The organism is Nonomuraea sp. NPDC001684 (assembly GCF_053596515.1).
This window is the reverse complement of the sequence record NZ_JBSFGJ010000123.1, coordinates 1-22,319: the sequence shown is the minus strand read 5'-3', so window position 1 is coordinate 22,319 and position 22,319 is coordinate 1. Positions and strand designations below refer to the sequence as shown.

The 22,319-nt window shown below is 72.4% G+C and carries 20 protein-coding genes and 1 pseudogene; 9 read left to right on the top strand and 12 right to left on the bottom strand.

What is annotated here, in order from left to right:
* A pseudogene (locus tag ACWCSD_RS22525) lies at positions 1-328 on the bottom strand (chorismate mutase); the annotation flags it as partial.
* A gap of 286 nt (positions 329-614) precedes the next feature.
* On the opposite strand from ACWCSD_RS22525, the gene ACWCSD_RS22520 reads away from it, so the two are divergent.
* From ACWCSD_RS22520 to ACWCSD_RS22495, 6 genes are read left to right on the top strand one after another with little or no spacing between them, the layout of a single operon-like run.
* Positions 615-2,438 (top strand): serine/threonine-protein kinase, encoded by a 1,824-nt coding sequence (locus ACWCSD_RS22520; protein ID WP_449917549.1) that lies wholly within the window; start codon positions 615-617, stop codon positions 2,436-2,438.
* A 10-nt stretch (positions 2,439-2,448) separates the two neighbouring features.
* On the top strand, positions 2,449-4,182 hold the full coding sequence (locus ACWCSD_RS22515; protein ID WP_449917546.1) for a protein kinase domain-containing protein: 1,734 nt from the start codon (positions 2,449-2,451) through the stop codon (positions 4,180-4,182).
* Positions 4,179-5,042 carry an AraC family ligand binding domain-containing protein gene (locus ACWCSD_RS22510; protein ID WP_449917543.1) on the top strand — a complete coding sequence of 288 codons (864 nt, stop codon included), beginning with the start codon at positions 4,179-4,181 and terminating at the stop codon, positions 5,040-5,042. The genes ACWCSD_RS22515 and ACWCSD_RS22510 overlap by 4 nt, the downstream gene beginning before the upstream one ends.
* Positions 5,043-5,052: 10 nt before the next feature.
* Entirely contained in the window at positions 5,053-5,715 is a 663-nt protein-coding gene (locus ACWCSD_RS22505; protein WP_397162147.1) for an AzlC family ABC transporter permease, read from the top strand.
* Positions 5,712-6,023 carry an AzlD domain-containing protein gene (locus ACWCSD_RS22500; RefSeq protein WP_358293921.1) on the top strand — a complete coding sequence of 104 codons (312 nt, stop codon included), beginning with the start codon at positions 5,712-5,714 and terminating at the stop codon, positions 6,021-6,023. The genes ACWCSD_RS22505 and ACWCSD_RS22500 overlap by 4 nt, the downstream gene beginning before the upstream one ends.
* 9 nt (positions 6,024-6,032) lie before the next feature.
* Positions 6,033-7,337, top strand: coding sequence for a protein kinase domain-containing protein (locus ACWCSD_RS22495; RefSeq protein ID WP_449917538.1), 1,305 nt, complete (start codon positions 6,033-6,035; stop codon positions 7,335-7,337).
* Positions 7,338-7,345: 8 nt separating this feature from the next.
* Here the strand turns inward: ACWCSD_RS22495 and ACWCSD_RS22490 are convergent, their stop codons facing one another.
* The 3 genes from ACWCSD_RS22490 to ACWCSD_RS22480 are packed head-to-tail and all read right to left on the bottom strand — an operon-like array spanning position 7,346 to position 9,253.
* Positions 7,346-8,275 (bottom strand): RluA family pseudouridine synthase, encoded by a 930-nt coding sequence (locus tag ACWCSD_RS22490; RefSeq protein ID WP_358293923.1) that lies wholly within the window; start codon positions 8,273-8,275, stop codon positions 7,346-7,348.
* Positions 8,268-8,900: a signal peptidase II gene (gene lspA, locus ACWCSD_RS22485; protein ID WP_397162149.1), complete on the bottom strand. Its 633-nt coding sequence runs from the start codon at positions 8,898-8,900 to the stop codon at positions 8,268-8,270. The genes ACWCSD_RS22490 and lspA overlap by 8 nt, the downstream gene beginning before the upstream one ends.
* On the bottom strand, positions 8,864-9,253 hold the full coding sequence (locus tag ACWCSD_RS22480) for a TraR/DksA family transcriptional regulator (protein ID WP_357705396.1): 390 nt from the start codon (positions 9,251-9,253) through the stop codon (positions 8,864-8,866). Before ACWCSD_RS22480 ends, lspA begins: the two co-directional genes overlap by 37 nt.
* Before the next feature lie 439 nt (positions 9,254-9,692).
* On the opposite strand from ACWCSD_RS22480, the gene ileS reads away from it, so the two are divergent.
* From ileS to ACWCSD_RS22465, 3 genes are all read left to right on the top strand, one after another.
* Entirely contained in the window at positions 9,693-12,833 is a 3,141-nt protein-coding gene (gene ileS / locus ACWCSD_RS22475) for an isoleucine--tRNA ligase (protein WP_397213111.1), read from the top strand.
* A 98-nt stretch (positions 12,834-12,931) separates the two neighbouring features.
* The gene (locus ACWCSD_RS22470) at positions 12,932-13,438 is read left to right on the top strand and encodes a hypothetical protein (RefSeq protein ID WP_449917533.1); all 507 of its coding nucleotides are present in this window, start codon (positions 12,932-12,934) and stop codon (positions 13,436-13,438) included.
* Between the two features lie 178 nt (positions 13,439-13,616).
* Positions 13,617-13,922, top strand: a complete 306-nt coding sequence (locus ACWCSD_RS22465) for a hypothetical protein (RefSeq protein WP_449917530.1) — start codon at positions 13,617-13,619, stop codon at positions 13,920-13,922.
* Between the two features lie 138 nt (positions 13,923-14,060).
* Here the strand turns inward: ACWCSD_RS22465 and ACWCSD_RS22460 are convergent, their stop codons facing one another.
* The 8 genes from ACWCSD_RS22460 to murC form a co-directional block, all read right to left on the bottom strand.
* Complete coding sequence (locus ACWCSD_RS22460; protein ID WP_449917528.1) at positions 14,061-15,758, bottom strand: hypothetical protein; 1,698 nt, start codon at positions 15,756-15,758, stop codon at positions 14,061-14,063.
* Between the two features lie 41 nt (positions 15,759-15,799).
* Positions 15,800-16,675 carry a DivIVA domain-containing protein gene (locus tag ACWCSD_RS22455; RefSeq protein WP_352325076.1) on the bottom strand — a complete coding sequence of 292 codons (876 nt, stop codon included), beginning with the start codon at positions 16,673-16,675 and terminating at the stop codon, positions 15,800-15,802.
* A 108-nt stretch (positions 16,676-16,783) separates the two neighbouring features.
* Positions 16,784-17,077 carry a YggT family protein gene (locus tag ACWCSD_RS22450; RefSeq protein ID WP_125630468.1) on the bottom strand — a complete coding sequence of 98 codons (294 nt, stop codon included), beginning with the start codon at positions 17,075-17,077 and terminating at the stop codon, positions 16,784-16,786.
* An 80-nt stretch (positions 17,078-17,157) separates the two neighbouring features.
* Positions 17,158-17,658 carry a cell division protein SepF gene (locus ACWCSD_RS22445; RefSeq protein WP_357968056.1) on the bottom strand — a complete coding sequence of 167 codons (501 nt, stop codon included), beginning with the start codon at positions 17,656-17,658 and terminating at the stop codon, positions 17,158-17,160.
* Positions 17,659-17,796: 138 nt separating this feature from the next.
* Entirely contained in the window at positions 17,797-18,489 is a 693-nt protein-coding gene (locus ACWCSD_RS22440) for a YggS family pyridoxal phosphate-dependent enzyme (protein WP_449917522.1), read from the bottom strand.
* Between the two features lie 151 nt (positions 18,490-18,640).
* The gene (gene ftsZ, locus ACWCSD_RS22435; RefSeq protein ID WP_397162154.1) at positions 18,641-20,146 is read right to left on the bottom strand and encodes a cell division protein FtsZ; all 1,506 of its coding nucleotides are present in this window, start codon (positions 20,144-20,146) and stop codon (positions 18,641-18,643) included.
* 335 nt (positions 20,147-20,481) lie between these two features.
* Positions 20,482-21,144, bottom strand: coding sequence for a cell division protein FtsQ/DivIB (locus ACWCSD_RS22430; protein WP_449917518.1), 663 nt, complete (start codon positions 21,142-21,144; stop codon positions 20,482-20,484).
* 73 nt (positions 21,145-21,217) lie between these two features.
* A partial coding sequence (gene murC, locus ACWCSD_RS22425) for a UDP-N-acetylmuramate--L-alanine ligase (RefSeq protein WP_449917516.1) occupies positions 21,218-22,319 on the bottom strand: 1,102 nt, incomplete at its 5' end.

Below are 22,319 nucleotides of genomic sequence, written 5' to 3'. Positions count from 1 at the left end.
GGCTGCCCCGGCGCTGCTCGACAGCTACCGGGACGAGCGGCTGCCGGTCGCCAGGCAGATCGTCCAGCGCGCCAAGCGCAGCGACGGGCTGATGCACGCGCGTCCACGTGGCCCCCACCACCACGGCGTCGGCCAGCGCCGCGATCGTCGGCAGGTCGGCCGCCGAGTACGGCTCCACCAGCGTGGCCCGCTCCCTCAGCGCCTCACGCGCGTCGACCTGCCCCCGATGCGGGCGCAGGCTCACCCGCCCGCCGATCACCACGGCCGGGCCGTGCCCCACGCGCAGCCCGCCGATCGTCACCATGTGCCGCTCCAAGGTCGATGTCATCTCGACTCCCCACTCGGGCCGGCCCAGCGAAGCCGGCAGGAAAACCAAAAAGGCAGAGACGGGGCGTCTCTGCCTTGTGCCGACTCCAGGTGGTCGCTAGCTGACGACCGGCCCTCCCGGAGCCGGCTCGGTAAAGGTGTAGCGACAAGTCATGTCTGAAACCTTACACCCGCCTCCACCTGCTGGACGTTCCTTCTCATATGGCGGACTGACCTTCCGGCGAGTCGCCGATGATCCCTCGCTATGGGAGTATTTCTTGGCCGAGAGGGAGGGTTTGAGGCCGTTGATGTCGGATCGCAAGCAGGACGGACGCCGCATCGCCGGCCGGTACGAGCTGCTGGAGCCCATCGGCAAGGGCGGCATGGGCATCGTCTGGCGCGCCCACGACGAGCTCCTCGACCGCACCGTCGCCATCAAGGAAGTCCGCTACGCCGCTGCCCTGGGCGACGAGGTGCAGCTGCTCAACCGGCGCACGATGCGCGAGGCGCGGGCCGCGGCCAGGTTCGAGCACCCCAACGTGATCGTCGTCCACGACGTGATCGAGGAGGACGGCCGGCCCTGGATCGTCATGCAGCTGGTCCAGTCGCGCTCCCTGGGGGCGGTGATCAAGCAGGAGGGGCCGCTGCCGCCCGAGCGGGTGGCCGAGATCGGCGTCGCCGTGCTCGACGCGCTGCACCGGGCGCACGAGGCCGGGGTGCTCCACCGCGACGTCAAGCCCGAGAACGTGCTGCTGGCCGACGACGGCAGGGTCGTGCTGACCGACTTCGGCATCGCCACGCTGGAGACCGAGACGCAGCTCACCGTGACGGGCCTGGCGGGCACCCCCGCGTTCATCGCGCCCGAGCGGCTCAAGGGGCTGCCCGCGCGCCGTGAGTCCGACCTGTGGTCGCTGGGCGCGACGCTCTACACGGCCGTGGAGGGCCGCTCGCCGCACGAGCGCGGCATGGCGCTGGCCACGATGCACGCCGTCCTGACCGACGAGCCCGACCCCGCGCCGCACGCCGGGCCGCTGGCCGGGGTGATCAGCGGGCTGCTGGTCAAGGAGCCGGTGCAGCGCCTGACGTACGAGGAGGCCGCGCGGATGCTGCGCGAGGCCGCCACCGCGTCGAGCCCGGCGGAGACCAGGCGCTTCCCCAGCCGGAAGCTGCGCGCCGCCGTCCCCGCCCCGGACCCCGTCGAGGACGAGGACGACACCCCGACCGACCCCGACCTGCCCGTCCCCCCGCCCAGGCCCGCGCCCCGGACCACGCCCAGGCCCGCGCCCACGCCGAGGAGCAGGGCCGCCGGCACGCCGCCGCCCGTCGGGACCGGCCGGCGAATCCCGCCCTCGACCGGGGACTCCGCGCTCCCCGACGCGCCCACCGGCGAGCCCACGGTGAGCAGCCGCCGACAGGGCCGCAAGTTCGGGCCGATCGCGCTGGCCGCCGCGGCGGTCGTGCTGGTCGCCGGGGTCGGCGGCTATCTCGGCCTGAGGTCGGCCCCCGACGACCACTCGTCCAGGCCGCCGCAGGCCAGGCAGTCGGCCAAGGCCCACACCTCGACCTCCGCGCCCACCGCGTCCACCTCGGGCACCGAGTCGAAGCCGCCGGCCACGAGCACGCCCTCGTCCTCGCCGTCCTCCTCGCCCTCGGCCACGCCGGACAAGACCGAGGACGCCGACCCGCTGCCCAGCGGCTGGAAGATGTACAAGGACAAGGAGCTCGGCTTCTCCATCGGGCTGCCCAAGGGCTGGGACGTCTGGGACCGCGGCGGCCGGCAGGTCAAGTTCAAGGGCCCCGGCGCGGCCCCGAACGCCTACCTGATGATCGAGGAGGCGGCCAAGCCCGGCAAGGACCCGTACAAGGACTGGAAGAAGCAGGAGCCGTCGCTCAAGCACAACTTCGGCGGCTACAAGAAGATCGGCATCAAGAAGGTCGACTACATGAAGGCCGCCGCCGACTGGGACTTCACCTGGAACACCAACACGGGCAAGACCCGGGTGCGCGACCGCGGCTTCATCACCGAGAACGGGAGGGCGTACGCCATCTACTGGCACACCCTCAACAGCCACTGGAAGAAGGACTACCACTTCTTCGAGGGCTTCAGCGCGACCTTCAAACCAGCAAAGTAGGCTTCCCTGCGTGGAAAGGCAGGTCAGCAACCGGTATCGCCTCATCGAGCCCCTCGGGGAGGGCGGCATGGGGGTGGTCTGGCGTGCCTACGACGAGCTGCTCGACCGTACGGTGGCGATCAAGGAGGTCCGCTACACGGGCGTGGGCGACGCCAAGCGGGCCGACCTCAACCGCAGGACCATCAGGGAGGCCAGGGCGGCCGGCCGCCTCGACCACCCGTCGGTGATCGTCATCCACGACGTCGTCGAGGAGGACGGCCGGCCGTGGATCGTCATGCAGCTCGTCCGGTCCCGTTCGCTGGCCGAGGTGATCGGCGAGCGCGGGCCGCTGCCGGCGGCGCTGGTGGCGATGGTCGGCGGCCGGGTGCTCGACGCGCTGCGGGCCGCCCACGCCACCGGGGTGCTCCATCGTGACGTGAAGCCCGAGAACGTGCTGCTGGCCGACGACGGCAGGGTCGTGCTGACCGACTTCGGCATCGCCGCGCTGGAGGCCGAGTCGGGGCTGACGGCGACCGGCGGGCTGGTGGGCACCCCGGCGTACATGCCGCCGGAGCGGCTCAACGGCGAGGCCGCCCGTCCGGAGTCCGACCTGTGGTCGCTGGGGGCCACCCTGTACGCGGCGGTGGAGGGGCGGCCGCCGTTCAAGCGCGACTCGTGGGCCGCCACGGTGGCGGCCGTGCTGCGCGACGAGCCGGAGCCGCCCGTGCGGGCGGGGGCGTTGCAGCCGGTCATCATGGGGCTGCTGCGGCGCGACCCGGCGGCCAGGATGCCGGCCGGCGAGGCCGCGCGCCTGCTCCACCAGGTGGCGACCGGGCAACCGCTGCTGGCCGACCAGACCCCCATGTGGTCGGCCCCCTTCCCGGCCCCGGGGCCCGCCGCCCCCGGTCCGTCCCCCCAAGGCCCGTACCCCCAGAACCCGGCCCCGCACGGCCCGCACGCCACCCCCAGCGGCCCTTACCCCGCGCCGCAGGGATCGCCGCCCGTCACCGGCGACGCGCGGCCGCCGCACCGGACGGTCCCGGGAGACCCGCGGCGGCGCGGCCGGACGATGTGGATCGCGGTGCCCGCCACGGTGGCCGTCCTGGCGCTCCTGGGCGGCGGCGGCGTGCTGCTCTACGACCGGCTGTCAGGGTCCGCCACGCCCACCCCGACGGCCGGCGCCCAGCCGCCCGCCACCGGCGCCCCCACCCCCGATCCCTCGACGCCGCCGTCGAAGTCCCCGACGCCCGAGCCGAGCCCCCGGCCGACCAAGAAACCCACCGGCGAGCCGACCCCCACGGCCCCGGCGGTGCCCGCCGGCTGGCGCCCCCTCACCAGCGCCGCCGGCCGCTTCTCCATGGCCGTCCCCAAGACCTGGACGGCCGCCAAGAACCCGACCAGGGACAGCATCCGCCTGTCCGGCCCCGGCACCCCCGGCGCGATGATCGTGGAGTGGACCGTCCCCGACATCCCGTGGAAGGACCCGCAACAGCACTGGCTCGGCCTGGAGAAGGAGATCAAGGCCAAGGGCGAGTTCGACCACTACACCCGGATCGGCATCACCCCCACCGAATACCTCGGCCTGCGCGCCTCCGACTGGGAGTTCACCCAGATGCGCAAGGGGCAGCTCATCCACGTGATCAACCGCGGCTTCCACACCGCGGCCGGCCGCCCGTACGCCCTGTACTGGGAGACCCTCGACTCCCGCTGGGCCGCCGACCGGCACTGGTTCGACACCTTCGTCAAGACCTTCCGCCCGGAATGACGCCGGAGCACGACGGCGCGCGGGAACGGGCCCGCTTCTGGCGGCATCCGGCGGTTCCCGAGACCGACCTGCTCAAGGCCCGCTACGTCACCCACCGCTTCTCCCGGCACGTCCACGACGGGTACGCCATCGGGCTGATCGTGGCGGGCGTGGAGGAGTTCGACTACCGCGGCACCCTGCACCGGGCGGGCGCGGGCGAGCTGGTGCTGGTCAACCCGGACTCGGTGCACACCGGTCAGGCGGGCACGCCGGGCGGGTGGGCGTACCGGATGCTGTATCCGTCGGTCGAGGCGCTGGCCGGGATCGCGGCCGAGCTCGACGCGCCCCTGGGCACCCCGTACTTCCCCCACCAGGTGGTGCGCGACCCGGAGGTGGCGGCCCTGCTCGGGCGGGCGCACCAGGCGGCCGAGCGCGGCGACGCGCTGGCCGCCTCCACGCTGTCGCGCACGCTGTTCGCCAAGCTGCTGAGCAGGCACGCCGCGCCCAGGCCGGACGCGAGCCCGCCGGGCGCGGGCCGGCAGGCGGTGCGCGAGGCGATGGCCCTGCTGCACGAGAGCCTGCTCGACCCGCCGACGCTGGAGGCGCTGGCGGCGGCGGTGGGGGTGCGGCCGTTCCCGCTGCTGCGCGCGTTCAAGGCCGTGACGGGCCTGCCGCCGCACGCCTACCTCACCTCGCTGCGCGTGCGGCAGGCCCGCCGGCTGCTCCTTGAGGGGGTACGCCCGGCGCAGGTGGCGGCGGACGTCGGCTTCACCGACCAGGCCCACCTGAACCGGCACTTCAAGCGCGTCGTGGGCGTCCCACCCGCCGCCTACCAAAAGGCCGCAGGAACGTACAAGACCGGATATTTGCCCAGTTCATAAGCTGTTTCCCATGGAAACGACAACTCGCCGTTCCGCCGCGGTGCGTGACGGCCTCGGTGTGGGACTGGCCGTGGGGTTGTCCGGTCTCGCGTTCGGCGCGGCGGCGATCACCGCCGGGCTCAGCGTGCCCCAGGCGTGCGTGCTGAGCCTGCTGGCCTTCACCGGCGCCTCGCAGTTCGCGCTGGCCGGGGCGATCGGCGCGGGCGGCGACCTGACGGCCGCGGCCGCGGGCGCGCTGCTGCTCGGCGGCCGCAACACCCTCTACGGCCTGCGCCTGGCCGACCTGCTGAACGTCCGCGGCCCGCGCCGGCTGCTGGCCGCCCACGGCGTGATCGACGAGACCACGGCCGTCACGCTGGCCCAGCCGGACGAGCCGTCGGCGCGCACCGGCTTCCTCGCCACCTTCGCCAGCCTGTACGTCGCCTGGAACCTCACCACCCTGGCCGGCGCGGTCGGCACGTCCTTCCTGGGCGACCCGCGGGTGCTCGGGCTCGACGCCGTGGGCCCGGCCACGTTCCTGGCCATCCTGTGGCCGCGGCTGGCCGCCAGCGGGCGGCTGCGGGTGCTGGCGGTGGCCGGGGCGGCGGTCGCGCTGGCGGCCAGCCCGTTCTTCCCGCCGGGCGTGCCGGTGCTGCTGTCGGCGGTCGCGGTGCTGGTGGTGATGGTGCGATGACGGTCTGGTGGGCGATCGTCGCGGTGTGCCTCGGCTGCTACGCGCTCAAGCTGGCCGGGCTGGCCGCGCCGCGCCGGGTGCTGGACCATCCGGCGGTGCGCAGGTTCGCCGAACTGGTGCCCGTGGCCTTGCTGTCGGCCCTGATCGCGGTGCAGATGTTCACCGAGCAGGGCCGGCCCGCGTTCGACCCGGCGCGGACGGCGGGGCTGGTGGCGGCCGTGGTCGCCCTGGTGCTGCGGGCGCCGTTCCTGGTGATCCTGGCGGCGGCGGCCGTCGTCACCGCGCTTGCCCGGATGTTTCTTGGGTAGTCGCCGTGCATGTCCGATTCTGCGGGGATGGTCGGTGGCCGCTACCGGCTGCTCAGGACGATCGGCCAGGGCGGTATGGGAACCGTGTGGCAGGCGCACGACGAGGTGCTCGGCCGTGACGTGGCCGTCAAGGAGGTGCTGCCGCCGCCGGATCTGAGCGGCCCTGAGCGCGAGGTGTTCGCCGTGCGCACGTTCCGCGAGGCGCGGGCGGCCGGCCGGGTGGCGCATCCGGGGGTGGCGGCCGTCTACGACGTGCTGGAGGAGGGCGGGCATCCGTGGATCGTCATGCAGCTCGTGCACTCCCGCACCCTGGGCGAGACCATCCGCGCCGACGGCCCGCTGCCGCCGGCGAAGGTCGCCGCCATCGGGCTGCAACTGCTGGAGGCGCTGCGCGCCGCGCACGCGGCGGGCGTGCTCCATCGTGACGTCAAGCCCGACAACGTGCTGCTGACCGAGGACGGCCGGGCGGTGCTGACCGACTTCGGCATCGCCACCACCGAGGACGAGGCCCCCGTCACCAGGACCGGCATCCTCATCGGCACCCCCGCCTTCATGGCCCCCGAACGGGCGGCCGGCGGCCAGGCCAGGCCCGCCTCCGACCTGTGGTCGCTGGGCGTGACGCTGTACATGGCGGTCGAGGGCCACTCCCCCTTCCACCGGGACAACGCCCTGGCCACGCTCGGCGCGGTCATGCACGCCGAGCCGGAACCGCTGGCCCGCGCGGGCGTGCTCGCCCCCGTGCTGCTCGGGCTGCTGCGCAAGAACCCCGCGCAGCGCATGTCGCTGGAGGAGGCCGAGCAGCGGCTGAGACTGGTCCTGACCGGGGGGCCGCTGGAGCAGACCGGCCCGGTGCCGGTGCCCCCGATGGCCGTACGCCGCCCGCGCAGGATGCCGATCCTGGCCATCGCGGCGGGCGCGCTGCTGGTGGGCCTGGTCACCGGCGGCGCGGCCTGGTGGACGAAGCAGTCGGACCAGCCGGTGCAGGGCCGCGCCCCGACGATCCCGGCGGTCGTCACCCCGCCCGGCAGCGACGCCCCGACGGACCCGCCGAAGACCACCGTCACCGACTCCGAGCCGCCCCCGGCGACCTCGCATCCCTCGCAGTCCGCGCATCCCTCGCAGTCCGCCGCGCCCCGGCGCAGCGCCCCCTCGCCCACCAGCGGCGAACGGACCAGCACCCCCGCGAAGTCCCCGGCGAAGAAGCCGACGCCGACCAAGTCGACGGCCCAGCGGGACGAGCAGGACAAGAAGAAGGACGACGCCCCCTCCAGGACCCCCGGCCAGATCGACCCGTCGCAGGACGGCGAGGAGTAGCGGCCGGCTCAGGTGTCGGCGGCGACGGCGTCGAGCGCCTTCTGCAGGTCCTCGGGGTAGTCGGTGCTGAAGGACATCCACTCGCCGGTGGCCGGGTGCTCGAAGCCGAGGGAGACCGCGTGCAGCCACTGCCGGGTGACGCCCAGCCGGGCCGCGAGCGTGGGGTCGGCGCCGTAGAGCATGTCGCCGACGCAGGGGTGGCGCAGGGCCGACATGTGCACGCGGATCTGGTGCGTACGGCCGGTCTCCAGCTTGATGTCCAGCAGCGAGGCCGCGCGGAACGCCTCGATCGTGTCGTAGTGGGTGACCGACGGCTTGCCGCCCGCGACCACGGCGAACTTGCCCTCGCCCGAGGGGTGGCGGTCGATGGGCGCGTCGACGGTGCCCCTGAACGGGTCGGGGTGGCCCTGGACCAGCGCGTGGTAGCGCTTGTCGACCGTGCGCTCCTTGAAGGCCCGCTTCAGCATCGAGTACGCGTGCTCGCTCTTGGCCACGACCATCGCGCCCGTGGTGTTGGCGTCGAGCCGGTGGACGATGCCCTGCCGCTCGGCCGCGCCGCTGGTGGCGATCGTGTGCCCGGCGCCGAGCAGGCCGCCGATCACTGTGGGGCCGGTCCAGCCGACGGTGGGATGGGCGGCCACCCCGATCGGCTTGTTGACCACGATGATGTCGTCGTCCTCGTAGACGATCGTCATGCCGGGCACCGGCTCGGCCACCGGCATCGGCGTGCTGACCGGGGGCGGCAGCGTCACCTCCAGCCAGGCGCCGGCGTGCACGCGGTCGGACTTGGCCGGCTGCCCGCCGTCGACCTGCACCTCGCCTGCGGCGATCAGCTCGGCCGCGCGGGTGCGCGAGAAGCCGAACAGCCGCGAGATCGCCGCGTCGACCCGCTCGCCCTCCAGCCCGTCGGGGACGGGCAGGCTCCGCCGCTCAGCCATCCTTGGGCTCCTTCCCGGTCTCCGCGGTGGTCCCCGCGGCGGTCTCCTCGGTGTGCTCGGTCTCCCTGGTGCCGTCGATCTGCACGTTGCGCCAGGCCAGCAGCACCGCCAGGATGCCGCCGCAGACGATCGCCGAGTCGGCGACGTTGAACACCGGGAAGTAGTCGATCACCGGGAAGTGCCCGGGCAGGACCTCGATGAAGTCCACGACGTGCCCCTGGAGCTGCGTGGACCGGCCGAACCCCGACGGGTAGCGCAGCAGCCTGTCGGTCAGGTTGCCGAGCGCCCCGCCGAGGAGCAGCCCGAGGGTGATCGCCCACGGCAGGCTGTGGAGCTTGCGCGCGGTGCGCACGATCGCCACCACCACGCCCGCCGCGATGAACGTGAACACGAACGTCATCCCCGTGCCGATGCTGAACGCCGCACCCGAGTTGAAGATCACCCGGAACTGCAGGACGTCCTGGAGGACGACGAGCGGCGCCTTGCCTTCGAGCGTTCGCAGCACGATCGTCTTGCTGATCAGGTCAGCCGCGTAGACGACGACCGCCAGCGAGGTGAGGATCGCGAGGAGACGTCCGCGTGGCCTGCCTAGCGGCGTTCCTCCTTCTGCTTGCAGGCCACGCACAGCGTCGCCCTCGGGAACGCCTGAAGACGTTCCTTGCCGATCGGCTTGTGGCACGATTCGCACACTCCATAGGTCCCTGCGTCGATCCTGGCGATCGCACGTTCGTTCTGCGCGACCAGATCGCGCGCATTCAGGGTAAGGGCGATCTCGCGTTCGCGCTCGTACGTCTTGGCGCCGGCGTCCGCCTGGTCGTCGCCCGCGCCCTGGGTGACGTCACCAGAGGCTATCTCCGACTCGTGGCGGAGGATGTCGGCCTCGAGCTCGTCGATCTCGGTCCGCAGCCTGCCGCGTACCTCGGCCAGCTCCTCTTCCGACCACATCGACGGTGTAGCGGTCTGCGTGACTGCCGCCATGGCTGCCTCCATGCTGATCAAGGCCGTGAATGGTGCGGGCAGCTTAGGATCCTCATAACGGAACGGCAAACGACCCGCCGGATGGTTTACCTCACCCGTACTATCCCGCCTCGCCCGTTCAACTCCTCCCCGGGGACGTCCATTCCCACAAATTTCCTCCTTGCGTACCAACGCCCCCGGCTGCGGGAGGAAACCTGGAAGTCTTCGGCTCCACTCTGCGTTATGGTTTGAGACTGCAAGGCGTTGATGGGGCCCCGCTGTGAGGGATATCACCCCGGAGCCGCCGGAAGAACGGCTCGGCAGAGCTCACTAGACCCGGCAGCAAGCGAATGAAGAGGGCCTCCCCGGAGGCCAAGAAGGGTGGTACCGCGGAGCCGCGAGGCTTCGTCCCTTCGCGCACGCCACAACCGGCCGACGACGCGTGGAGGTCCCGCCCGACATGTCTTCCCCATCATTCCGCTCTCTTCCCGCGCAGGTCGACCTGCCCGCGCTCGAGCGCGAGGTCCTCGACCGCTGGCGGGACGGGAAGATCTTCGAGCGGTCCGTCGAGCAGAACGCCGGCAACCCCGCCTGGGTGTTCTACGAGGGCCCGCCCACCGCCAACGGCCTGCCCGGCGTGCACCACGTCGAGGCCCGGGTGTTCAAGGACCTGTTCCCGCGCTACAAGTCGATGCGCGGCTTCAGCGTCCCGCGCAAGGCCGGCTGGGACTGCCACGGCCTGCCCGTCGAGGTCGGCATCGAGCGTGAGCTGGGCCTGACCGGCAAGAAGGACATCGAGGACTACGGCATCGCCGAGTTCAACGCCAAGTGCCGCGAGTCGGTGCTGCGGCACGTCGACGCGTTCGAGCAGATGACCGAGCGCATGGGCTACTGGATCGACCTGTCCCAGGCGTACCGGACGATGGACCCGTCCTACATCGAGTCGGTCTGGTGGTCGCTGAAGGTCGTCTTCGACAAGGGGCTGCTGTTCCGCGACTTCCGCATCACGCCGTACTGCCCGCGCTGCGGCACCGGCCTGTCCGACCACGAGCTGGGCCAGCCGGGCGGCTACGAGAACGTCTCCAGCCCCTCGGTCTATGTGCGCATGCCCGTGACGTCCGGGCCGCTGGCCGAGCTGGGCGCGGCGCTGCTGATCTGGACCACCACGCCCTGGACGCTGGTGTCCAACACGGCCGTCGCCGTGCACCCCGACGTCACCTACGTCGCGGCCAGGACCGCCGACGGCGAGGTGCTGGTGGTGGCCGAGCCGCTGCTGTCGGTCCTCGGCGAGGACGTCACCGAGGTCGCCCGCTGCACCGGCCGCGAGCTGGAGCGCACCCGCTACAGCCGCCCCTTCGACCTGGTCGACATCCCCGGCGCCCACTACGTCGTGCTCGGCGACTACGTCACCGTCGAGGACGGCACCGGCCTGGTCCACCAGGCCCCCGCCTTCGGCGCCGACGACATGGCCGTCATCAAGCGGTACGACATGCCGATCGTCAACCCGATCGGCCCCGACGGCCGGTTCCTCGACGACGTGCCCATGGTCGGCGGCCGCTTCTTCAAGGACGCCGACGAGGAGCTCACCGAGGACCTGCGCCGGCGCGGGCTGCTGTACCGGGGCACCCACTTCGAGCACGCCTATCCCCACTGCTGGCGCTGCCACACCGCGCTGCTGTACTACGCGCTCCCGTCCTGGTACATCCGCACCACCGCGGTCAAGGACCAGATGTTGTCGGAGAACGCCAACACCAACTGGTTCCCCGAGACCATCAAGTGGGGCCGGTTCGGCGAGTGGCTGCGCAACAACGTCGACTGGTCGCTGTCGCGCTCGCGCTACTGGGGCACGCCGCTGCCGCTGTGGGTGTGCTCGGCCGACGAGAGCCACGTCACCTGCGTCGGCTCGCTGGCCGAGCTGAGCACGCTGGCCGGCCAGGACGTCTCCGCGCTCGACCCGCACCGCCCGTACGTCGACGACGTGACCTTCGACTGCCCCTCCTGCGGCGAGCTCGCCACCCGCGTGCCCGACGTCATCGACGCCTGGTACGACTCGGGCTCGATGCCGTTCGCGCAGTGGGGCGAGCACGGCAAGCCGGAGGGCGTCTACCCCGCGCAGTTCATCTGCGAGGCCACCGACCAGACCCGCGGCTGGTTCTACTCGCTGATGGCGGTCGGCACGCTGGTCTTCGGCCAGTCCTCCTACGAGAACGTGCTCTGCCTCGGCCTCATCCTGGCCGAAGACGGCCGCAAGATGAGCAAGCACCTGGGCAACATCCTGGAGCCGATCCCGCTGATGGACCAGCACGGCGCCGACGCGCTGCGCTGGTTCATGGCCTGCTCCGGATCGCCGTGGGCGGCCCGCCGGGTGGGGCACAACGCCCTGGAGGAGATCGTCCGCAAGGTCCTGCTGACCCTGTGGAACACCTCCTCCTTCTTCACCCTGTACGCCAACGCCGAGTCCTGGAGCCCGTCCGAGCCCGCTCCGCCGGCCGCCGAGCGTCCGCTGCTGGACCGCTGGGTGCTGGCCGAGCTGCACCGGACGGTCGCCGAGGTCACCGCGTCCCTCGACGAGTACGACACCCAGCGCGCCGGCCGCCGCCTGGCCGACTTCCTCGACGACCTGTCCAACTGGTACGTCCGCCGCTCGCGCCGCCGCTTCTGGCAGGGCTCGCGCGAGGCGTTCGCCACCCTGTACGAGTGCCTGGAGACGGTCACCCGGCTGATGGCGCCGATCACGCCGTTCGTCACCGACTACCTCTGGGACGTGCTGCGCGCGCCCGGCGCCCCCTCCTCGGTCCACCTGACCAGCTGGCCGCAGGTGCGCCAGGACCTGCTTGATCCGGCGCTGTCGGACCAGATGGCCCTGGTCCGCCGGCTGGTCGAGCTGGGCCGCTCGGCCCGCGCCTCCTCCGGCGTGAAGACGCGGCAGCCGCTGCGCCGGGCGCTGGTGGGCGCGCACGGCTGGCCGTCGCTGCCCGCCGAGCTGCGGGGGCTGGTGGCGGACGAGCTGAACGTCCAGGCCCTGGAGGACATGTCCGGATTCGACGCCGATCTCGTGTCGTACACAGTGAAGCCGAACTTCCGGGCGCTCGGGAAGCGGTTCGGGTCGCGCACCAAGCTGGTGGCCGCCGCGGTGACCGCCGCCGACGCCACCCGCGTGGCCCGTACGCTGCGTGGCGGCACCCCCGTCATGATCGAGGCGGACGAGCTGGGCGAGATCATGCTCGGCCCCGACGAGGTGATCGTCACCGAGCAGCCGCGCGCGGGCTGGGCCGTGGAGACCGGCGCCATCGGCACCGGCACCGGCGAGACCGTCGCCCTCGACCTGGAGCTGTCCGACGAGCTGCGCCGCGCCGGCCTGCTGCGCGAGGTGATCCGGCTGGTCCAGGAGGCCCGCAAGTCCTCCGGCCTGTCGATCACCGACCGCATCGACCTGTGGTGGACGGCCTCCTCGCCCGACCTGGCCGCCGCGCTGCGCTCCGGCGGCGGCACGGTCGCCGACGAGGTCCTGGCCGCGTCCCTCACCGAGGGCGCCCAGGACGACCTCCCGGCCCACCACGACGAGGACCTGGGCCTGACGTTCCACCTCCGCCGCGCCTGACCCGGGCCGCGATCCGTCCACATGGGGGCGCCACCGATCACCTCGGTGGCGCCCCCGCGCGCGTCGCCTCCTCTCGCCTTCCGAAAGGATCCAGTCCTGTGCCGACTCCCATCCGCCGCGCTTGCGCTCGGGTGTTCGTGGACGCGTCCACCGTCGACCTGACCGGCGAGGACCTCGTGACGGAGTTCGCGTGGGACATGGCCGCGACGGGCCTGGTCCAGGCCGATCCCGACGGCGACGGCGCGCGCATCGTGTGCGGCCAGGAGGTCGGCGACGTCGTCGTCACCGCCGAGCTCTGGGGCGCCGCCCCGCCGTTGACCACCGACGGGTGGCAGGACGTCGCCGAGGTGTCCGTCGCCTGGCGATCGGCGTTCATGGACTTCGCGACGACGGGCGACGGCGAGAACCCGGCCGCACAGCTGGAACTGCCCGGCCCCGGCGACTACCGGCTGCGCGTCCACGGACGCAACCGCGACGACGGCGACCCCCGGGACGACGACGCCCCCGTCGAGGAGTACCTGATCCAGGTGTGGCCCGCCCCGCGGGCCGGTCCCGTCACGGCCAAGTCCACCAGCAGGACGGCGGCCGCGTGGAGAGCCCGCTGAGCTCTGCCCGGTCACGGGGGCGTTCGGGGTTTCCCGGCGGCACCTCGTCCGGAGAAGGGCGGACACGACGCGAATCGACTCGCCGTGGGGCCCTTGGGAGGCCGCGCCCCTGGAGGAGGTCGTCGCGCCGCTGCGCCGCGACCGGCTCGCCGTCCGGCGGCTTCTGACCGGCTGGGACGTGCACGCCGCGATCAGACCCGGCGCACCGTGGCGCTGGCAGCTCATGCTCGACGAGTCCGCCGAGGACGAGTGGATCTACCGCCTCGACCCGCGGATCCGCCGTCCCCTGACAGCCCTGACAATCATGCGGGACGACCTCCGGCGCCTCGTCCCGGAGGTGCGGCTCCTCCACAAGTCCACGGCTCCCCGCCCGAAGGACGAGATCGACTTCGAGAGCGTCCTGCCACCGCTGGACGACGGCCGCCGCCACAGGCTGGCCGCGGCCCCACCCCTGGCTCCTTCGCCTGCACCACAGCCCCCCTGACGCCCGCCTTGGCGGACGCCGGGCGAGCGCGGAAGGCCCGCTGGTGTGAACGGCCCTTGAGCCGGCCCCATGGAGATGGGCGTCCTTGAGCCCGAAGGCCCGCCGGTCAATGCGCGGCGGGTCTGGGGCGGGTGGGGGTTACTTGGCCGTCTCGCGGTCGTGCTGGCACACCGGGCAGCTGGTCAGACCGGCGTCCTCGGCCTCGGGGATCGTCATGGTCTCCACGCCCGTCTCCCCCGCGCCCCTGATCAGCGGGCAGGTGGCGCTGTGGTAGCGACGGGTGCCGGTGATGACCTTGACCGTCCTTGGACGCCCGGCCGGACCGGACGTGCCGCCGGCCTCGCCCTTCGAGCCCTCACCCGTCTTGCCGGGCTTGGCGCCGGGCGTCTCGCCCTTCGCCGCGCTCTCCTTGCCGGTCGTGCCGGGCTCGGTGTCCTTGCTCCCGGTCTTCGGCGCCGGGGCGGCCGCCGCCGGACGAGCGGAAGGGGCCGGCGCAGCCCCAGAAGGCCGCTCGGACGCCCCGGAAGCCCCACCAGAGGGTTCCGGCTGGACCGGCAGCCCGGAGGCGGTCACACGAGGCTGCGGCGCCGTGTCCGGGTCGGACGCGTCGTCACCGTCATCGGCAGGCTGTTCGGCAGGCTGTGCGGGCCGGTCGGCGGGCGACGGCCGGGCGGCCGAGGACGGCTTGCCCGGCGCGCTCTCGACCGACTTGCCGGAACCAGCCGCGTCATCGCCCGTCTGGCCCGAAGCCGCCGCACCCGCACCGGCCTTGGCCGCGGCCGCGCCCTTGGACGACCTGGCCGGAGCCGCACCCTCAGCCGACGGGCTCTCGGACGAGCCCTCGGCCGAACTCTTGGACGCCCCCGAAGCCGGCGCCCCCTTGGAGGCGGCGGCAGGGCGCGAAGGGGCGGCCGACGGGCCCTTGGCGTCGTCCGGCGAAGAGGGACGCGCGGGCCGCTCACGCTCCGACGGCGGCCGGAAGTAGGAAGTCTCGATCTCCCCCTGCTCGTCGTCCGCACCGACCTCGGAATCAGGCGCGGCGGCGGGCGAGGAGGGGGACGTGGCCGGGTCGCTCGCCTGCGCGGCGGCGGCCGGACGGCCGAACCACCCGGTGGCGCCCTCCTCGCGGGGGGCGGCGGGCTCCGGGGTGGGGGGGGAAGCCTTCGTGTCGGGCTTCGGCGGTACGACCGGCGGGTGCAGGTCCCGGGTCTCCGCGGAGGTCTCGGCCCGGCTCTCCGCCACGGCGGAGGGGGTGGCACCGGGGCCGGGGGCGACGACGGGCTCGGGGTCGGCGGCAGGCGGCAACTGCCGTCCGCCGAGCGCGGCGTCCGGAAGGCACGTGGTGCAGGGCGTGAAGCCCTCCTCGCGTGCCTCCTCGTAGGTGAGCTCCTCGTGATCCCGTCCGGCCAGCTGGCGGCAGCCCGGCACGTGGTATCTCTTGCGGCCCGGGATCACCAGCACGATCGCGTCCGGCGAGATGCCGCTCGCCGCGGGGCGGCGAGGCGCGGAGGCCGGAACGGCGGTCCGCTGAAGCGTCTGCGGGTGCGGATGCGGGTGGGGTTGTGGCCGCGGGTGCGGCTGGGGCCCGGCAGGACCGGTCTGGTTGTACGGCAGGCCGGGCGGCGGGAGCGGGGCCGGAGGGGTGGCCGGCGCAGCGGCCCGCCCACCACCGGGAAACAGCTCGTGACGCCGCAGCAACGCCCCGATCACCAGGAACAGCGCGGACAGCACGCTGACCACGATGGACCACATGATCAGGAACGGCTTAGCCAGTACGAAGCCCGCGATCAGCAACACGACCGCCGCGAGCACCAAACCAGCACTGATAAGGATCACAGGGGGCTCTTTCGAGTGACAGGTCCTAGTGACCCGTTACTTTACCGGCGGTCGTTGTGCGGACCGTCGCCGCCGGGGAAGGCGCCCTGCGGAGCCTCGCCGCCGAACGGGTTGGGGCCACCGGGAAGAGGCTGCTGGCCACCCTGGGGAACCGCGTGCGACATGGCGGGGGCCTGACCCTGCGGACCGGACATGACCGGGAACCCGCCGCTGCCCTCCGCGGAGACGTTGAGCTCGGCGAGCTGGTTCTCCAGGTAGAGCTTGAGGCGGCTGCGGTACTCGCGTTCGAAGCTGCGCAGCTCCTCGACCTTGCGCTCGAGCTCGTCGCGGGTCTGCACCAGCGAGCCCATCGCCTGGCGGTGGCGCTCCTGAGCGTCGCGCTCAAGCGTCTCGGCGCGGGCGCGGGCGTCGCCGATGACCTGCTCGGCCTGGCGGCGGGCCTTGGTGAGGATCTCGTCGGCCTCGCGGCGGGCGCGGGTCACCGTCTCGTCCGCCTCCCGGCGGGCGTCGGCGATCGCCTGGTCGGCGGTCTGCTGGGCGAGGGCCAGCACGCGGGCCGCGGTGTCCATGTTGTCCTCGGCGGGAGGCATGCTCATGGCCACGGGCTGCGGCTCGGGGGCTCGCATCGGCTGCGGCTCGGGGGCCCGCATGGGCTCCGGCTGCGGCGGCGCCATCATCTCCGGCTTCGGCTGCTCCTGGACGGGCGCGGAGGCCATGGGCATGCCCATGCCGCCCGGCACCTTCCCACGCAGGCACTCGGCCAGTTTGGCGCGTAGCTCCTCGTTCTCTTGGATCAGGCGGTCGAGCTCAGCCTCCACCTCGTCGAGGAAGGCATCGACCTCCTCCTCGTCGTAGCCCGGCCGCAGCCGGGTGGTACTGAACTGCTTGTTCCGCACATCAGCGGGCGTCAGCGGCATTTTTTGGTCTCCTTGGCGCGCTTGGAGTCTGTCCGGAGGGACGGTGAACCCGAATCACTTCAGCGCGGACACGAGTTGGATCACGACCGGCCACCCCACCAGCCCGCCTCACCGGCCGCCCAGTGACCCAGCGATCTGGATCAAGATCAGAACGACGATGAACAGGACAGTGAAGCTTAGGTCAAAGGCCACCGTACCCAACCGGAGCGGGGGAATGAAACGGCGGAGGAACTTGAGAGGTGGGTCTGTCGCGGTGTACGTGGCCTCCGCCAGCACCAGCACGACCCCGGAAGGCCGCCACTGCCGGGCGAACGCCTGCACCGTCTCAAAGATCATCCTGCCGATGAGCAGTACCAAATACAGAGACAGGACTACGACCAAGATCCCACTCACGATCTCCACGGCCCGGCCGCGCCTCCACTTCTGGTGTGCCCTCCCGGCCGCGCGTGGACCCGGTTGGGTGCGATGGACATACAGAGACTCTAACTCTGGTTGAAGAACCCGCGTTCCGCGATTCGGGCCTTGTCCTCGGCGGTCACCTCGACATTGGCAGGGGACAACAGGAACACCTTGTTGGTAACACGTTCAATGCTTCCATGTAGGCCGAAGACCAGACCTGCCGCGAAATCCACGAGCCGCTTCGCGTCGCTGTCAACCATTTCGGTCAGATTCATGATGACCGGGGTGCCGTCGCGGAAGTGCTCTCCGATGGTTCGGGCCTCGTTGTAGGTCCGGGGATGGAGGGTCGTGATGCGCGCCAGGTCGGTCGTGCGGCGCTCCAGGATCGTCGTGGCGGGCCTGGGCGCGGGGACCGCGGAGTCGGCCTCCTCGTCGCGGTCCTGGACCGCCACGGGCCGTTCCTCGCCGGTCCGCTGGACATCGTCGTCGTAGGCGTACTCGTCGGTGTAGGTCTCGTACCTCTCGTAGCGGTCGTCCTCCACGAGACCGAGGTAGACCGCCATCTTGCGCATCGCGCCGGCCATCGCTACGTCGTCCTCCTGCTCATGGTCGCACTGGCTCGGACCCGTCGCCGGGGCCGAGGCGGCAGCCGTACCCCCTTGGAGCTCACCGCGGATCGACCTCTACTTGATCATGGGCCTGAAGACCCACTTGAGGGGACATTACCTGACGAAGGGCCTGCGACGACCGAGCAACGCCGTACCGATCCGCACGTGTGTCGCACCGTAGGCGACCGCCTCGTCGAGGTCCTGGCTCATGCCCGCGGAGACCATCGTGGCCCGCGGATGCTGCTCCTGGACGCGGGTCGCGACATCGCGCAGCACGGCGAAGGCGCGGGCGGGCTCCACTCCCAGCGGGGCGACCGCCATGACGCCGCCCAGCCACACGCCGTCGGCCAGCGCCACCTCGTCGGCCAGCGCGAGCACGTCGGCGGGCCGGGCGCCGCCCCTGGAGGGGTCGTCGTCGAGCGCCACCTGGATCAGGCAGCCGACCTTGCGGCCCTGCCGCACGGCCTCCTTGCTGATCGCCTCCAGCAGCCGGAGGCGGTCGAGCGAGTGGATCACGTCGGCGTACCCGACGACGGACCGCACCTTGTTGGTCTGCAGCTGGCCGACGAAGTGCCAGGTCAGCGGCAGGCCGGTCAGCTCGTGCGCCTTGGGCGCGGCCTCCTGGTCGCGGTTCTCGCCGACGTCGCGCACACCCAGCTCGCACAGGATGCGCACGTCGTCGGCCGGTCTGGTCTTGGTGACCGCGATCAGGGTGACCTCGCCGCGGTCGCGGCCCACCGCGTGGCAGGCCGCGCCGATGCGGTCCTCGATCTCGGTGAGACCGGCCGCGATCTCGTCCCTCCGCACGTCTGTCTCCCTCTCCCTGCCTCCATCGCCCCGCAGTTCGGCCTGTACGCCGTACGCCACGATGGCCCCCTTTCCGTGCCGCGGGTCGGATCCCGGCACACACGACGGCGCCGCTCCCGTACGCCTGCGGGGAGCGGCGGTGGGTGGTGAGCTACTTGAGGAAGTCGGGGACGTCGAGCTCCTCCTCCTGCTCCTCGAAGATCACCCGAGGACGTTTGGGAGGCTCCGACATGCGGGAGGTGATGGGCGTGGGCGGGTTGGCCGGTTCGGGCGTGGGCCTCGGGATGGAGACCGGGGCCTGCGGCTCGTCGTCGCCGAGGGCGGCGACGGGCTCGGCGGCCTGGACCGACTCCACCGGCCGCACCGGCTCGGGACGCGGCTCCGGCCGGGGCTCAGGACGCGGCTCCGGCCTGAACTCGCGCGACTCCGGGCGAGGCTCGGGGCGCGACTCGGGCCTGAACTCCTGCCTGGGCTCGGGCCTGAACTCCTGGCGCGGCTCCGGCCTGAACTCCTGGCGGGGCTCCGACCGCAGCTCGGCACGCGGCTCAGGACGCGGCTCGGGCCTCGGCTCAGGGCGCGGCGCGGGCGGCTCGGACTTCACGCTGGGCGAAGCCGGCACACCGGGCCGCAGGGCCGAGGACGACACCGGCGCAGCGGGCTGCGCGGCGGGCCGGGCGGCGGGCCTGGGCAGCGGCTTCTCGGCCGGCGGCGGCACGTCGTCGAAGCCCGCCGCGATCACGGTGACCCGCACCTCGTCGCCGAGGGCGTCGTCGATGACCGTGCCGAAGATGATGTTGGCGTCGGGCGCGGCGGCCATCGAGACGAGCTGGGCCGCCTCGTTGATCTCGAACAGGCCGAGGTCGGAGCCGCCCGCGATCGACAGCAGCACGCCGTGGGCGCCGTCGATGCTCGCCTCCAGCAGCGGGCTGGAGACCGCCATCTCGGCGGCGGCGACCGACCGGTCGTCGCCGCGCGCGTGGCCGATGCCCATGAGCGCCGAGCCCGCGCCCGACATGACCGACTTGACGTCGGCGAAGTCGAGGTTGATCAGGCCGGGCGTGGTGATCAGGTCGGTGATGCCCTGGACACCGGACAGCAGCACCTGGTCGGCCGCCTTGAACGCGTCGAGCACGCTCACCTGGCGGTCGGAGATCGACAGCAGCCGGTCGTTGGGGATCACGATGAGGGTGTCGACCTCGTCGCGCAGTGTCTCTATGCCGGCCTCGGCCTGCGAGGCGCGACGCCGCCCCTCGAAGCTGAAGGGCCGGGTCACCACGCCGATCGTCAGCGCGCCGAGCGACCGGGCGATGTTGGCCACGACCGGCGCGCCGCCGGTGCCCGTGCCACCGCCCTCGCCGGCCGTGACGAAGACCATGTCGGCCCCCTTGAGGACCTCCTCGATCTCCTCACGGTGGTCTTCGGCCGCCTTGCGCCCCACGTCGGGGTTGGCTCCGGCGCCCAGTCCGCGCGTGAGCTCGCGGCCCACGTCGAGTTTCACATCGGCGTCACTCATCAGCAGCGCCTGGGCGTCGGTGTTTATGGCGATGAACTCGACGCCCTTGAGTCCCTCCTCGATCATCCGGTTGACGGCGTTCACTCCGCCGCCGCCAATGCCGACGACCTTGATGACCGCGAGGTAGTTCTGCGGTGCTGCCACGACGAGGGGCCTTTCCGCTCGTTGACTTGCCATTTCGGTGCGGATCGTCTCCGCTTTTTCTCAGTTTTCGTAACTCTCAACCTCAGGTTGAGATTTAGATTTATGTCAACCTGAGGATTGATACGGACAGTAGGAGGCCCCTACCAGGCGGGTCAACTAACCGCGCCGCAAGCACGTCCGGCGTGTCGCGGGCTGTCCGATTCGCTCCGGAGTCGCGCCTGGTCGGGGCCTTCCTCTGCCGAAGCTCCGATCTACAGGCTCTCACGCCGCGACCCCCACCTCGCACAGGCACGCGATGCCCTTGCCACGGAGTTGCCAGACCCTGACACTCGTGATCACTTCAAGGTGACGACGTCGGGAGAGCTGACGTCGTACAGGGTGGCCTTGCGGCTCAGGAGCGAGACCAGGATGCGGCCTTTCTCCTGCGGCCTGTCGGCCCCGCCCCACAGGACGGTACGGCCGTCGGACAGCTCCAGCGTCACGCCCTCGGCCGAGGCGGCGCGCACCTGCCGGACCTTGCCCGCCACCACCGGCGGCAACGCCTGGACGACCTGGAGCGCCGCCATGGTGGCCGGGTCGCCCGCGGCCGGCCGGTCGACCTTGAGCAACGGCAGCATGAACGGCGACGTGTCCTTGACCTCGATCACCACGCCCTGCTTGTCGACCACCGCGAACCGGCCGCCCGCGGGGATCACCGCGACCGGCTCGCGCTCGACCACCTCGATCCTGAGCGTGCCCGGCCACGCCCGGTCGACCTTCGCCGTCGCGAGCTGCCGGATGCCGAGCACGCGCGCCTGGACGTCGGCCAGGTCGACCGTGGCCAGCGGATGCAGGTCGGGGACGGCGGCCTGCTGCTTGATGTGCTCGCTGGTCACTGTGAGATTTCCCACGATCTCGATCGACCGCACGCCCAGCACCGGCGAGAAGAACACCAGCCAGGCGGCCGAGCCGACCACCCCCGCCGTCAACAGCACCAGGAACGCGTTACGCGCCTTCATCGCCCTCCTCGCACGCCGGCTTCGAACGTACGCCGCCGGGCCGTCCGGCGCCCGCCCGCCACGCCCGTACGGCTCAGGACAGGCGCGCCACGAGCTGCGGCCCGAGCTCCGTCACGTCGCCCGCCCCCATCGTGAGCACGATGTCACCCGGCCGCGCCCGCCCGGCCACCAGGTCCGGCACCGCCGCCCGGTCGGGGGCGTAGGCCACCCGCTCGGCGGGCAGCGGCACGCGCCCGGCCACCATCGCGCCGGACACGCCCGGCTCGGGATCCTCCCGCGCGCCGTAGACGTCGAGGACGATGACCTCGTCGGCCAGCCCGAGGGCGGCGCCGAACTCGTCGGCGAAGAACCGGGTGCGCGAGTACAGGTGGGGCTGGAAGATCGCGATGACCCGGCCGGTGCCCGAGTAGGAGGCCACGACGTCGCGCGCGGCCCGCAGGTCGGCGGCCAGCTCGGTCGGGTGGTGGGCGTAGCTGTCGAACACCGCGACGCCGCCCGCCTCGCCCTTGGCCTCGAAGCGCCGCTTGGCCCCCGTGAAGGCCGCCAGGCCGTCTCTGATGTCCTCGAACGCCAACCCCAGCTCGTCGGCCACGGCGATGGCGGCGGTGGCGTTGAGCGCGTTGTGCGCCCCGGGGACGGCCAGCCGCACGTCTCCCCTGCCCTCGATGGAGAACACCGTGCCGAAGCCGTCGGGACGCACGCCGGTCACCCGGTAGTCCTCGCCCCGCTCGCCGTAGGTCCTGACCCGCAGCCCGCGCTCGCGCGCCCGCCCGACCAGCTCGGCGGCGCCCGGGTCGTCGGCGCAGACGATGAGCAGCGAGCCCACCCGGTCGGCGAAGCGGGCGAAGCTGTCGTGCACCGCGCGCGGGTCGCCGTAGTTGTCGAGGTGGTCGGCCTCGACGTTGGTCACCACGGCGATGTCGGGGGCCAGCATGAGGAAGGAGCCGTCGCTCTCGTCGGCCTCGGCCACGAACACCCGGCCCGCGCCCTCGTCGGCGCCCAGCCCGGTGGTGACGAGCTGGCCGCCCACGCAGTAGGACGGCTCGGCGCCGCACTTCTGCAGCGCCACGGTGAGCATGGAGGTGGTGGTGGTCTTGCCGTGGGTGCCGGCGATGGCCACGCCGGTGCGACCGGCCATCACCGAGGCCAGCGCGGCTGCCCGCGGGATGATCCGC

Coding starts and splice junctions, on each gene's coding strand:
- ACWCSD_RS22480 (WP_357705396.1), bottom strand. CDS start 9,253: ATGGCGGCAGTCACGCAGACCGCTACACCGTCGATGTGGTCGGAAGAG.
- ACWCSD_RS22455 (WP_352325076.1), bottom strand. CDS start 16,675: ATGCCGCTGACGCCCGCTGATGTGCGGAACAAGCAGTTCAGTACCACC.
- ACWCSD_RS22430 (WP_449917518.1), bottom strand. CDS start 21,144: ATGAAGGCGCGTAACGCGTTCCTGGTGCTGTTGACGGCGGGGGTGGTC.
- ACWCSD_RS22445 (WP_357968056.1), bottom strand. CDS start 17,658: ATGGCCGGCGCGATGCGCAAGATGGCGGTCTACCTCGGTCTCGTGGAG.
- ACWCSD_RS22520 (WP_449917549.1), top strand. CDS start 615: ATGTCGGATCGCAAGCAGGACGGACGCCGCATCGCCGGCCGGTACGAG.
- ACWCSD_RS22510 (WP_449917543.1), top strand. CDS start 4,179: ATGACGCCGGAGCACGACGGCGCGCGGGAACGGGCCCGCTTCTGGCGG.
- ACWCSD_RS22490 (WP_358293923.1), bottom strand. CDS start 8,275: ATGGCTGAGCGGCGGAGCCTGCCCGTCCCCGACGGGCTGGAGGGCGAG.
- ACWCSD_RS22495 (WP_449917538.1), top strand. CDS start 6,033: ATGTCCGATTCTGCGGGGATGGTCGGTGGCCGCTACCGGCTGCTCAGG.
- ACWCSD_RS22505 (WP_397162147.1), top strand. CDS start 5,053: ATGGAAACGACAACTCGCCGTTCCGCCGCGGTGCGTGACGGCCTCGGT.
- ileS (WP_397213111.1), top strand. CDS start 9,693: ATGTCTTCCCCATCATTCCGCTCTCTTCCCGCGCAGGTCGACCTGCCC.
- ACWCSD_RS22500 (WP_358293921.1), top strand. CDS start 5,712: ATGACGGTCTGGTGGGCGATCGTCGCGGTGTGCCTCGGCTGCTACGCG.